The sequence below is a fragment of the Streptomyces sp. NPDC059248 genome (genome assembly GCF_042753905.1).
GTDB lineage: Bacteria > Actinomycetota > Actinomycetes > Streptomycetales > Streptomycetaceae > Streptomyces.
In genome coordinates this window covers 50,598-62,859 of the sequence record NZ_JBHYZV010000031.1, presented here as the reverse complement: position 1 = coordinate 62,859, position 12,262 = coordinate 50,598, and the positions used below count along the sequence as shown (strand labels likewise).

Below are 12,262 nucleotides of genomic sequence, written 5' to 3'. Positions count from 1 at the left end.
CGCCCGCCCCTCTCGGCCATCTCGGCCATCGCCTTTAACTACCACTGCTAGTTTTATACGGCGGCTCTACTATGTGCCCCATGGCCAGACCCCGCAAGCCCCTTCTCAGCCGGGACCGCATCGTCGCCGCGGCGGGCGCCCTGGTGGACGCCGAGGGGCTCGAAGCGGTCTCCACCCGCCGGCTCGCCGCCGAACTCGGGGTCAGCGGCCCGTCGCTCTACAACCACTTCCGGACCAAGGACGAGATACTGGAGGCCGTCGCGGACGCGGTCAGCGCCCAGGTCGATCTGTCGATGTTCGACCCCGGGGACACCCGGGACTGGCGCACCGCCCTCTACGACTGGGGGCTCTCCTACCGCGCGGCGCTGCGGGCCCATCCGCATATCGTGCCCGTGCTCGCCCGGGGCCCCGGCCGCCGTCCCGCCGGGCTGCGCGTCGCCGACGCGGTCTTCGGCGCCATGGTGCGCGCGGGCTGGCCCCCGGCCCAGGCCACCCGGATCGGTGCGCTGATGCGGTACTTCGTCACCGGCTCGGCGCTGGGCTCCTTCGCCCGCGGGTTCGTGGACGACGTGACGGCGTACGACACCGCCGACTATCCGCATCTCGGCCGGGCGCATCTGCTGGCGGAGCATCAGGAGCGCGTCGACGAGGGCGCGTTCGAGACCGGGCTGCGGGCGATCGTGGACGGTCTCTCGACGCAGTACGCGGCCCTGGCCGACGGCTGACCCCGGAGGGGAGAGCGCCCGGCCCGGAGGGCCGCCCCGGGCGGGACGGGCGGCCCGCCGGCGCCGTCAGCCGAGCGTGCTCCCCCGCTCCCCGGGCATCCCCGGCGGGCCGGGCGGCGCGGGACAGAGTCTGCGGCCCCGGTGGTCGAAGACGTACACCTGGGCGACGTCGACCAGGACCGGCACCTGCGCGCCCGGCCGCAGCCAGGTGTCCGGGCCGGTGCGTACGACGAGGTCGCAGCTCGGCAGGGGCGGGCTCTGGGGGTCGTAGGGGCCGTAGTCGCCGTACGGGTACGGCGCGGTGACGGCCGCGGCCCCGCCACCCGCCGCCACCCGGGCGGCCGCCCGGTCCCGCAGCCGGGCCAGCACCCGGGGCCCGGCCCCGGCGCCCGCGGCCCCGGCCGTCCGGCGGCGGCCCGGGGACCCGGTACCGGTCCGGCCGGGGGCGCGGGCCGATTCGAGGTCGGGCACCACGGCGGTCCGCGACCCGGTGTCCAGGTACACCAGCGCCTCGTGCCCCTGGTACTCCACGTACTCGACGGTCCCCGACAGCAGCGCCTCCCCCGGGCGGGCGAGGCCGGGCGCGGCGATCCGCGCGGCCTCGGCCCGCAGCCCGAGGATCACCCGGCGGCCCTGATAGGCCCGCAGCGTCCGGTGGTCGGGCCCGAGCGGTTCGGGCAGCTCCAGACGCTGCCCGCCGAGGACGAAGGACATGCAGTCGGCGAGCGGGGCGTGGACGACGGCCCGGAGCAGATTGATCCCGGGGGTGCCGAGGAAGGCGGCGACGAAGAGGTTCCGGGGCCGGTCGTAGATCTCGCGCGGGGTGCCGACCTGCTGGAGGACCCCGTCGCGCAGCACGGCGACCCGGTCGCCCAGGGACATCGCCTCGGCCTGGTCGTGGGTGACGTAGACGGTGGTGGCCCCGGTGTCCCGGGTCAGCCGGGACAGCTCCGCCCTGAGGTAGTCGCGGAGCTTGACGTCGAGCTGGCCGAGGGGCTCGTCCATCAGGAAGGCGGAGGGGCGACGGGAGATGGCCCGGCCCATCGCGACCCGCTGGCGTTCGCCGCCGGAGAGCTGACCGGGGTAGCGGTCGAGGACGTCCTCGATACCGAGGGCCCTGGCGGTGGCCTCGACCCGGGTACCGCGGTCGCGGCGGGCCCCGTCCCGCCGGAGCGGGAAGCCGATGTTGTCCCGGTTGGTCATGGTCGGATAGAGGGCGAAGTTCTGGAAGACCATCGCCATGTTCCGGTCACGCGGCGGCAGATGCCCGGCCGGTTCGCCGTCGAGCAGCAGCCGCCCTTCGGTGAGGTCCTCCAGTCCGGCGATCATCCGGAGTACGGTCGATTTGCCGCATCCGGAGGGACCGAGGAGGACGAGGAATTCCGCCGGGTGTATTTCCAGGGTGAATCGGTCGACGGCATACGGTCCGCGTCGACCGTAGCGCTTGGAGACGTGCTGGAGCGAGATGGCGCGCGTCATGGGGGTCCGCCGTGATGTGGGGGGAGGTGGACGATGGACCGGCAAAATAGCCCACGGCCCCCATTCCGGGGAATGCGTCGGACGACCGTCCGCCCGCGCTTTGACGATCCTTGACGCCCGGCGGGCGGACGCCCGCGCGGATACCCCGGGCACGAGCGCGTCCCGAGCGGTAATTCCCGTACGGAAAGGGGGAATTCGGCTCGGGACGGGACCGCGCCCCGGCGACCGGGGAGGGTGACCGGGGCGCGGAGGCGCGGGCGTTCTAGATGATGCCGAACAGGATTCCGGCGGCGAGCACCACGAGCGATGTGAGCGCGGCCCATTTGACGGTGAACCGGGTGTGGTCGCCGAACTCCACCTTCGCCATGCCGACGAGGACGTACACGGCGGGCACCAGCGGGCTGGACATGTGCAGGGCCTGGCCGACGAGGGACGCGCGGGCGATCTCCAGCGGCGACACCCCGTGGGCGGCGCCCGCCTCGGCGAGGACGGGCAGGACGCCGAAGTAGAAGCCGTCGTTGGACATGAAGTAGGTCAGCGGCAGGCTCAGCAGACCGGTGACGATGGCCATGTGGGGGCCCATGCCCTCGGGCACCGTGGCGACCAGCCAGTCGGCCATGCTCTTGACCATGCCGGTGCCGGTGAGGACGCCGGTGAAGACGGCCGCGGCGAAGACCATGCCGGACACGTTGAGGACGTTCTCGGCGTGGGCGCCGATCCGGGCCTTCTGCTCGGCCATGTTCGGGTAGTTGACGGTGAGCGCGAGGGCGGCGCCGAGCAGGAAGAGGACCGGGATGGGGAGCAGCTCCATGATCATCGCGGCGAGGAGCGTGACGGTCAGGCCGGCGTTGAACCAGTAGAGCTTGGGGCGCAGGGTGGGGCGGTCGGGGTCGAGCCCCTGGAAGCCTCCCGCGGGCTCGTCGTCGGCGCCGGAGTCGGAGGAGTCGCTGCCGGGGCCGCTGACCGCGGAGGAGGTACCGGACCCGGACGAGCCGGCGCCGGAAGAGACGGAGGAACCGGAGGAACCGGACGCGCCCTGGCCGGCCTTGCCGCCCTTGCCCGTCTTCACCAGGACGGAGCCGGTTCCGCCGGCCTCGCCCGGGACGTCCTTCGCGCTCCCCGCGCCCAGCGCGTCGTCCAGCGACAGATAGCCGAGCCGCTTGCGCTCGCGCAGACCGAGGAAGTAGGCGAGGACGAAGACGAAGAGCAGGCCCACGAGGAGGGCCGGGATCATCGGAACGAAGATGTCGGCGGCGTCGAGCTTGAGGGCGGTCGCGGCCCGGGCGGTGGGGCCGCCCCAGGGCACGGTGTTCATCACGCCGTTCGCGGTGGCGGCGATACCCGTCATCACGACCAGGCTCATCTTCAGGCGCTTGTAGAGGGGGTACATCGCCGAGACGGTGATCATGAACGTGGTGGAGCCGTCGCCGTCGAGCGAGACGACCGCGGCGAGGAGCGCCGTACCGACCACGACGCGCATCGGGTCCGCCTTGCAGAACCGCAGAATGCCGCGGACGATCGGGTCGAAGAGCCCGACGTCGATCATCACACCGAAATAGACGATGGCGAACATCAGCATCGCCGCGGTGGGGGCGAGATTGCCCACGCCCTCGATGACGTAGTCGCCCAGCTTCGCACCCTGTCCGACGAGGACACAGAAGAGTGCGGGAATGAGGACCAGCGCCGCGATGGGCGACATCTTCTTCATCATGATCAGGACCAGGAAGGTCGCAATCATGGCGAAGCCGAGGATTGTCAGCATGGGGCTACCTAACGTTCATCCTTGAACTCCCACCGGAGAGGCGGTCCGCAAGACGTTAGGTCGCGCCAAATGGCGTTAACAAGATGTTGACGTGTGAGCAATACGAGCAAAACCCCAGGTGAACCGGGTACGGGGCGCCGAGCCCGGGAAAACCGGGCATCCGGGCGTGACGAAACGGTCCGCCGTACGGGTTCCCGACCGGCCGGGAGACCGGGAACCGCCGGATACGGCGGCACCGGAGCGGCGATCGTGACCCTCAGGGCTCTTGTCCGCGAGCGCCAGGCGGTCAGGCGGTCAGGCGTCGAACGTGCGCGAGAGATACGCGCGCAGCAGCTCCCGGGTCTCCGCGACGATCGCCTCGTCGCCCGCGTCGTCCACCCGGAAGGCCAGCTGAAGCACCGCGTCCGCCGCCTCCACGGCCACCAGGACGGTCCGCCGCAGCGCGGCGTCGACCGGGCGGCCCACATGGCCGGCGACGACGGTCACGAGCCGGTCGGCGAGGGCGTGCCCCGGCCCGGCCGGGGGGCCGGAGAGGGGGATCCGGTGGCCGAAGTCCACCAGGGAGAACCCGGGGACCGTGCGCCGCATCGCCAGATACTCGTCGAGTACGGCGTCGAGCAGTCCGTGCCAGTCCCCCGGCGGCAGGGACGCCACCCGTTCCGTGAGCCGCCGGACGTACCGGTCGAGATTGCGGACGGCCAGCGCGTCGGCGAGGGCCCGCTTGTTGCCGAAGAAGCGGTAGACGGAGCCGATGGGCACACCCGCCCGGGCGGCGACCGACCGGGTGGACAGCGCGTCGTACCCCGTCTCGTCGAGGAGTTCGGCGCAGGCGTCGAGAATCCGCGCGAGCCGCTCCGCGCTGCGCCGCTGTCGGGGTTCCCGGCGTAGATGGGGGTGGGCCACGCCGTCCATGATGCCCGGTCGGTGCCGTTGACGGGACCGCTCCACAATCCTACGGTTGACCATAGGAATGGATCCACGGGCCGACCCGTGGATCCGGCCTGACAGTCACGAGGATCGTCACGAGGGGCATTCCTCCGGCACCGGGAGCGGCCATGAGCGGGAACGGGCAGACGAAGGACACGGGCGCGGGCGGACGGGCGGCGACGACGACGACGACGACAGCAGCGGCGACAGCGACAGCGACAGGAACAGCGGCGGTATCGACGGCAGCGGCGGCCGCCGAGCGGGCGCGGAAGACCGCCGCGTCGCTGGAGTACTCCACCGGATTCGGCAACGAGCACGCGTCGGAGGCGCTGCCCGGGGCGCTGCCCGTCGGCCGCAACTCCCCCCAGCGGGCCCCGCACGGCCTCTACGCGGAGCAGCTCAGCGGCTCCGCCTTCACCGAGCCCCGGGCCGACAACCGGCGCTCCTGGCTCTACCGGATCCGCCCGTCGGCCGCCCATCCGCCGCTGCGCCGGATCGACAACGGCACCGTGCGCGGCGGCCCCTTCACCGAGGCGATCCCCGACCCCAACCGGCTGCGCTGGAATCCGCTGCCCGCGCCCGCGCCGGGCACGGACTGGCTGGCCGGCCTGTGGACCCTCGGCGGCAACGGCGACCCGGCGCAGCGCACCGGGATGGCCGTGCACCTCTACCACGCCGATACGTCGATGACGGACCGGGTCTTCGGCGACGCGGACGGCGAACTGCTGATCGTCCCGGAGTACGGCGGGCTGCTGCTGGTGACGGAGCTGGGGGTGCTGGCGGCCAGGCCCGGGGAGATCGCGCTGATTCCGCGCGGTGTCCGGTTCCGGGTCGAGCTGCTGGACGAGCGGGCGCGGGGGTACGTCTGCGAGAACTACGGCTCGCCGTTCCGGCTGCCCGACCTGGGGCCGATCGGCGCCAACGGGCTGGCCAACCCGCGGGACTTCCTCGCCCCCGTGGCCGCGTACGAGGACGTCGAACGCCCGGTGGAGGTCGTCACCAAGTACTGCGGCAACCTCTGGGCCGCGACCTACGACCACTCGCCGCTGGACGTGGTCGCCTGGCACGGCACCCACACCCCGTACGTCTACGATCTGCGCCGCTTCAATGTCATCGGCACCATCTCGTACGACCACCCGGACCCGTCGGTCTTCACCGTGCTCACCTCGCCCACCGACACCCCGGGCCTCGCGGGCGTCGACTTCGTCGCCTTCGTGCCGCGCTGGCTGGTCGGCGAGGACACCTTCCGGCCGCCGTACTTCCACCGCAATGTGATGAGCGAGTACATGGGCCTGATCGAGGGGGCGTACGACGCGAAGACCGCGGGCGAGGGCGGCTTCGTCCCCGGCGGCGGCTCCCTCCACCCGATGATGTCGGCGCACGGCCCGGACCGGGAGACCTTCGAGCGGGCGAGCGCCGCCGAGCTGCGCCCGCGGAAGCTCGACGACGGTATCGCCTTCATGTTCGAGACCCGCTGGCCCGTGCTGACCACCCGGCAGGCCGTCGAGGCCGGGCACCGCCAGAAGGAGTACGACGGCGTATGGCAGGGTCTGGAACGTCATTTCCCGTCCTGACGTCCTTCCGGACCCGGAACTCCCCCGACCCGGAGATACGGAGCCGCCGTGACCTCCTCCTTCGCCCCGGACTCGCTCGTCCTGAACCGCAAGCTGCCGCTGTGGTACCAGGTCTCGCAGTCGCTGCGCGCCTCCATACTGGGCCGGGCGCCGGAGGCGTCCCTGCGGCTGCCGACCGAGGAGCGGCTCGCCGCGCACTACGGCGTCAGCGTGCTGACCATGCGGCAGGCGCTGAAGGAGCTGGAGGAGGAGGGGCTGATCAGCCGCCACCGGCGGCGCGGCACCTTCATCGAGCCGGGAGCCCGCCGGGGCGCCCCCCGGCGGCTGCTGGGCTCGATCGACGCGATCGTGGCCCAGCAGTCGGGCGAGCGGACGACGGTCCTGGGCCACGGCCCCGGGCCGGTCCCCGGCGAGCTGGCCGAGCACTTCCCGGACCTGTCCGAGGTGATGACGTACCGCAGGCTGCGCCGGGACGGGGAGACCGGGGAGCCGACCAACTGGGCGGAGAACGCGGTCCGGCCCGAGCTGGCGGCCCGGATCGACGTCGCCGATCTGGAGCGGTGGCCGATGACGAAGGTGCTGCGGGACGCGGTGGGGGTCAGGATCGGCCGGATCACGGACACGGTCGAGGCCCGGCTGGCGGACCCGCCCACCGCCGAACTCCTCCAGGTCCCGCTGCTGAGCCCGATCCTGCACTACACCGGGGTCACCCGTGACACCACGGGCCGGGTGGTGGACGTGGCCCGGATCCGCTACCGCGGCGACCGTTTCTCCTTCTCGGTCACGGTCGACGCGTCCTGAGGCGGGACGTGCCCTGAAGCGGTTCGCACGAGGTCGTGTTCCGCCGTCCGCCGGGTCGGAAAGAATGGGCCCATGCCGATGCTCGACGCGCTGATGCCCTGGGGCGTCCGCCCGCTGCGGACGGGGCGTTCCTGGGTGCTGGCCCCGGATGCCGCGACGCTGACGGAGCGGTGGGACGCGCTGGTACGGGCCCGGGGGGCCGAACGTGCCGCGCTCTTCGTGCCCACCCGCGCCAGAACGCCCGGGACCGCCGCGGCCCAGTTGCCCGGACAGCGGGGCGGTACGGGCCGGTTCGCCAGGGAGACCGGCCGCTGCCCCGAACCCGTGCCGGTCCTCCACGGCCCCTTCGACCGGCAGTGGCTCCTGCCCGACCACCGGCTGATCGACGAGGCCCGTCCCGAGCTGTGGCGGGTGGCGGACGCGGCCCAGGTCTTCCTGGTGGAGTCCGGTACGGTCCCGGGGGCTCCGGCCGGGGTCGCGGCGCCGCCGGTGCTCGCCTCGCCCTGGCTGCCCGACGGCGGATCACCGGCGGGGCGGCCCGGCCGGATCCGGCCGCTGTTCCGCAGGCCCGGCGGCCGGGAACCCAATCTCGCCCCGGGGCTGACCGGGGCGCTGGCCGGGCGGTACGGGCACGACGTCGGCGCCCGGGACGTCCTGTGCTGGATCCTGGCGGCGGCCCGCCCCTCCCCCGCCGGGTGCGAGATCCCGCTGCCCGCCGCGTCCGCGGTCTGGGCCGCTGGAGTGGAGCTGGGCCGGGAGCTGCTGGAGATCCAGCTCAGGGGTGCGCACGGCGGGGAGCGGCCCAGGCTGCCCGGCGGACGCCGCCCCTATGTCCGCGCGGCCCCGCCGCCGCGCCCGGAGACGATCGCCTACGACCCCGCGGACGAGGCACTGCTGCTCGGCACGGGCCGGATCGCCCCCGTTCCCGCGGCGGCGTGGGAGCTGCGCTGCGGCGGGGTACGGGTACTGGAGCACTGGTTCACGGCCCGGACGGCACCGGCCGAACCGGGCACCCTGGCGGCACTGCGGCCCGCCGGATGGCCCCGGGAGTGGACCTCCGACCTGCTGGAGCTGATCACCGTACTGGCGCTGCTCGGGGAACTCGCGGGCCGGCGGGCGGAGCTGACCGCCCCGGGCGCCTTCGCGGAGGCCGGTGAACTCCCGGGGGTGCTGCCCGCCCCGGAGTCGGCCCGGCGCCCGGCGTCGGTGCTCGACCACCACGAGGAGGGTCCGGAGGGCCAGTTCGCCCTGCCCCTGGGCTGAGGCGAGGGACGGTCAGGTCACGGGGGGACCACGCACGACGCCCCGGTACGGTCCTCCGGCCGGGCGGGACGCGTAACGGGGCGGGCGGGGCGATGCGGTGCCGGGCACCGCGGGGCGCGTACGGGGACGACGGGCACCGGGCGAGGGTGCCACCGGCACGGTCACCCGTGGGGAGGACGGGGACCGGGAACGGGGGTCGTCGCCTGAGCGCGGGGCCGCCCAGGCGGTGACACGTGACGCGTGGTGAGCGGGGACGATCCGGACGACGGCCGTCCGGGGCCTCATATCAGTGGCGGCCGCCGAGGAGCGTACGGCGCAGCCGGCGCAGCGGCGCGAAGAGGGAGACCCGTCCACGACGGCCCCGGTCCCGCTCGCGCGTATGGTCGCGCGCGGTCAGCTCCAGCATCAGGGACGTCGCCTCGATCGTCTCGCGCTGCGGGACGGCGGGGCCGCCCAGCACCGAGAGATGTCGGTCGAGACGCGAGCTGGTCGCGCTGTTCCCGCAGGTGATGGCAGGCACTCGCGGCCTGCTCCGCACTGTTATCTGTTCCATGACACTCCCCACCCGTAACGACGCACCCGGCCCGGGCAGGTTAACCCTATCGCCCCCAGGTGACACTCGTGTATCCCGTCTCCATGATTCATCGCGTCCCGTACGCGAGTTGACGCCCCTCTTGCCCCATTGTTCAATTCACCCGATTTCAGGGCCGGTTGGACATTCCGCCGGATCATTCTGTTCTGACCACGGCTTTCTCAAGCGCCCCTCACACCCCTGCCGTCACAGCCACCCCGGGCCGCTCCTGGCCGGCTCGGCAGCGGAATCGCACCGGGGAGTGATCGCTCTCACAGCACGGGCCCCACCGCTCGGGGCCGGGGTCACGAAGTCCCGTCACAAGGGGCGGCGGAAGGCCGGATTCCGGCTAACTTGGAAGGGTTTCCCCCGGGATTCCGGGGTGGCGCTGCCGACCGCCTGTCATGGCACGGATGGGGGCCCCGATGCACGGAGACCGACTCGTCGCCGACCGGTACCGACTGGACGCCGCCCTGGGCGAAGGCGGTATGGGCGTGGTCTGGCGCGCCCGGGACGAGGTGCTCAACCGCGAGGTGGCCGTCAAGGAGGTCCGGGCCCCGGCCGGGCTCTCCGGCGACCAGGTGCGGCGGCTGTACGCGCGTCTGGAACGCGAGGCGCGCGCGGCCGCCCGGATCACACACCGCAATGTGGTGACGGTGTACGACGTGGTGTTCGACCGCGGCGGCGCGGCCGGCGACGAGGACCGGCCGTGGATCGTGATGGAGCTGATCCGCGGCCTTTCCCTGGCCGATGTCCTGGCCGCCGAGGGTCCGCTGCCCCCGAAACGCGCGGCGCATATCGGGGCCGAGGTCCTGGCGGCGCTGACCGCGGCCCATGACGCGGGGGTCCTGCACCGCGATGTGAAACCGGGCAACGTCCTGGTCGGCAACGACGGACGGATCGTGCTCTCGGACTTCGGCATCGCGTCGCTGGAGGGCACCCCCCAGCTCACCATGGAGGGCGAGCTGATCGGCTCCCCCGAGTTCCTCGCGCCCGAACGCGCCCTGGGGCGCACCCCGGGGCCCGCGTCGGACCTGTGGTCGCTGGGAGTGCTGCTGTACGCGGCGGTGGAGGGGGTCTCCCCGTTCCGGCGGGAGACCCCGCTGACGACCATGCGGGCCGTGGTGGAGGACGAGCTCCCGCCGCCCCGGCGGGCGGGGGACCTGGCTCCGGTGATCGCCGGGCTGCTCCGCAAGGACCCGGCGGACCGGCCGTCGACGGCCGAGACCACCCGGCTGCTGCGGGTGGTGGGCGCGGGAGGTACGCCGCCTCCGGGGCCGTACAGCCCCACCGTCACCTCGATGTCGCCCATGGCTCCCGTGGCGCCGGTGACGCCGCTCCCGGGTCCCGGTCCGCTCCACGGCCCGGCCGCGGGACCGGAGTCGGTGACCGTACCGTCGCCGCTGCCGCCGCCGGACGGCCCTTCGGCGCCGTCCCCCGCTCCCCCGGGGCGGCCCGCCGTCGCCCTGGCGGTGGGCGCCGCGGTCCTGGTGGTCGCCGCGGCCGGACTGGTGTGGGCGCTGGTGGAGGGGGCGGGCGACGACGGAGGACAGTCCGGCGCGGCGGCCCCGCCCGCGTCCCGGTCGGCCGCGGCCCCGGGCACCGCGCCCGCGACGACGGGCGCCACGAAAGCCCCGGCGGCCGACGACGGACCGCCGAGCGGGACGGCCGACACCTCGCCGTCGCGGGAGGTCCGGCAGAGTGTGGCGGTCGACGCCGAGGCCGTACGGGACACCTATCAGGGCGCCTGCCCCGCGCCGGGTGCGGACGCGCCCGCCTTCCGGGGCCGGATCGGGGTGGGGCGGACCCCGGCCGAGGTGACGTACCGCTGGACCACCGAGAGCGGAGCGGGCGGTTCCGACTGGCGGACCCTCACCTTCGGGCAGGGCGGCGGTCGGGAGCGGACGGTGGAGCACACCGTGACGGATTACCGGGACGGGGAGACGCTCGCCGGCCGGATCCGCCTCGACGTCCAAAGTCCGGTCGCGGCCCGCTCGGGATGGCTCGGGTTCTGGGTGACGTGCGACCCGGCGGCGTCGTCGTCCCCCTCCGGCGATCCGTCGGCCGCGCCCGCCGATGCCACCGTCACGCCCTGAAGGCCGATGCCACCGTCACGCCCTGAACCGCGCGGGCGGCCGGGCCGCCCCGGGCCCTCCGGTGGCCCGTACGCCGGCCGCCCGCACGGCGACCGCCTACGCGTTGGCGCGGAAGACCGGCAGGTAGCCGCCGGACTGTCCGGCCGCCGTCGGGTGGTAGGACTCGCCGATGTCGAGCCAGTTGACGCTGTGCAGCCAGGGCGCCGGGGAGCAGATCTCGTGTCCGGTGAAGGCGGACGCGACTCCGGCGAAGGTGTAGCCGTGGTCGGCGGCGCGCTTGGCGACGGCGGTGTTCAGATGGTCGGACGCGCCGTTGATCGCGGCCCGCTCGTTCTCGCTCAGTCCGGCGAGACAGCCGCCGCCCAGCTGGTAGAAGCGGGGATAGCCGATGACCACCACCCGGGCGGACGGCGCCTTGGCCCGGATCGCGTTGTAGACGCTGTCGAGCCGCCCCGGCAGGGTGCCGTCGACATACGCCTTCGCCTGGTTGACGCGGTTGATACAGGCGGATTCGGACTGGAGGACACAGGTCGTCATCACATCGGCGAACCCGGCGTCGTTGCCGCCGACGGTGAGGGAGACGAGGTCCGTGCCGGCGTTGACCGGGCCGAGCTGGTTCGCCGTGACGTCGTTCGTCCGGGCGCCGGAGCAGGCCGTGAACGAGAACGAGGAGGGCGCGTTGGCGTTCGCCCAGAGGCGGGGGAACGCGCGGGTGCTGCGCTTGCAGGCGCCGCTGGAGCTTTCGTAGCTCCCGGAGCCCACCCCCGAGGAATAGGAGTCGCCGAGCGCGACGTAGTCGACGGCGGCGGCGTCCGGCGCGGCCTGGGCCGGGGCCGCCCCGGTGAGGGCGAGTACGGCACCGAGCAGGAACGAGGACGAGAACGCCACAACACGGGACAGTTTCATGGAACCTCCCCTTGAAGCAGGATCGCTGCGTCAACCGTGGTATCAGTCGGCCCGGTTGATTGAAAATGTACATGACAAGTGATGCACGTCACTCTTCTTGACGCGAAGTCAACGACGGATCAGCATGAGGGGCTCCACACCAGGCTGCCCGGGAGCAC

The 12,262-nt window shown here is 73.3% G+C and carries 10 protein-coding genes; 5 read left to right on the top strand and 5 right to left on the bottom strand.

Annotated elements, in window-relative coordinates:
• Nucleotides 1-80: 80 nt before the first annotated feature.
• The gene (locus ACFXG1_RS15885; protein ID WP_384722934.1) at nucleotides 81-725 is read left to right on the top strand and encodes a TetR/AcrR family transcriptional regulator; all 645 of its coding nucleotides are present in this window, start codon (nucleotides 81-83) and stop codon (nucleotides 723-725) included.
• Between the two features lie 66 nt (nucleotides 726-791).
• On the opposite strand, the gene ACFXG1_RS15880 is transcribed toward ACFXG1_RS15885, so the two are convergent.
• The 3 genes from ACFXG1_RS15880 to ACFXG1_RS15870 all read right to left on the bottom strand — a co-directional run bounded on the left by ACFXG1_RS15880 (nucleotide 792) and on the right by ACFXG1_RS15870 (nucleotide 4,878).
• Nucleotides 792-2,204 (bottom strand): ABC transporter ATP-binding protein, encoded by a 1,413-nt coding sequence (locus tag ACFXG1_RS15880; protein ID WP_384742943.1) that lies wholly within the window; start codon nucleotides 2,202-2,204, stop codon nucleotides 792-794.
• Nucleotides 2,205-2,466: 262 nt separating this feature from the next.
• Nucleotides 2,467-3,966, bottom strand: a complete 1,500-nt coding sequence (locus ACFXG1_RS15875; RefSeq protein ID WP_384720043.1) for a CitMHS family transporter — start codon at nucleotides 3,964-3,966, stop codon at nucleotides 2,467-2,469.
• A gap of 294 nt (nucleotides 3,967-4,260) precedes the next feature.
• Nucleotides 4,261-4,878, bottom strand: coding sequence for a TetR family transcriptional regulator (locus ACFXG1_RS15870; protein ID WP_384720047.1), 618 nt, complete (start codon nucleotides 4,876-4,878; stop codon nucleotides 4,261-4,263).
• A gap of 143 nt (nucleotides 4,879-5,021) precedes the next feature.
• Between ACFXG1_RS15870 and hmgA the strand changes: the two genes are divergently transcribed.
• From hmgA to ACFXG1_RS15855, 3 genes are all read left to right on the top strand, one after another.
• Nucleotides 5,022-6,467: a homogentisate 1,2-dioxygenase gene (gene hmgA, locus ACFXG1_RS15865; protein WP_384742939.1), complete on the top strand. Its 1,446-nt coding sequence runs from the start codon at nucleotides 5,022-5,024 to the stop codon at nucleotides 6,465-6,467.
• Nucleotides 6,468-6,515: 48 nt separating this feature from the next.
• Nucleotides 6,516-7,268 carry a GntR family transcriptional regulator gene (locus ACFXG1_RS15860; protein ID WP_384742936.1) on the top strand — a complete coding sequence of 251 codons (753 nt, stop codon included), beginning with the start codon at nucleotides 6,516-6,518 and terminating at the stop codon, nucleotides 7,266-7,268.
• Between the two features lie 72 nt (nucleotides 7,269-7,340).
• Complete coding sequence (locus tag ACFXG1_RS15855; protein ID WP_384742933.1) at nucleotides 7,341-8,531, top strand: type ISP restriction/modification enzyme; 1,191 nt, start codon at nucleotides 7,341-7,343, stop codon at nucleotides 8,529-8,531.
• A gap of 286 nt (nucleotides 8,532-8,817) precedes the next feature.
• Here ACFXG1_RS15855 and ACFXG1_RS15850 read toward each other — a convergent pair whose 3' ends face one another.
• Nucleotides 8,818-9,084, bottom strand: a complete 267-nt coding sequence (locus ACFXG1_RS15850; RefSeq protein ID WP_384720750.1) for a hypothetical protein — start codon at nucleotides 9,082-9,084, stop codon at nucleotides 8,818-8,820.
• 443 nt (nucleotides 9,085-9,527) lie between these two features.
• Between ACFXG1_RS15850 and ACFXG1_RS15845 the strand changes: the two genes are divergently transcribed.
• The gene (locus ACFXG1_RS15845; protein ID WP_384742929.1) at nucleotides 9,528-11,198 is read left to right on the top strand and encodes a serine/threonine-protein kinase; all 1,671 of its coding nucleotides are present in this window, start codon (nucleotides 9,528-9,530) and stop codon (nucleotides 11,196-11,198) included.
• 96 nt (nucleotides 11,199-11,294) lie between these two features.
• Here ACFXG1_RS15845 and ACFXG1_RS15840 read toward each other — a convergent pair whose 3' ends face one another.
• Nucleotides 11,295-12,104: an SGNH/GDSL hydrolase family protein gene (locus tag ACFXG1_RS15840; protein ID WP_384721723.1), complete on the bottom strand. Its 810-nt coding sequence runs from the start codon at nucleotides 12,102-12,104 to the stop codon at nucleotides 11,295-11,297.
• Nucleotides 12,105-12,262: the final 158 nt, after the last annotated feature.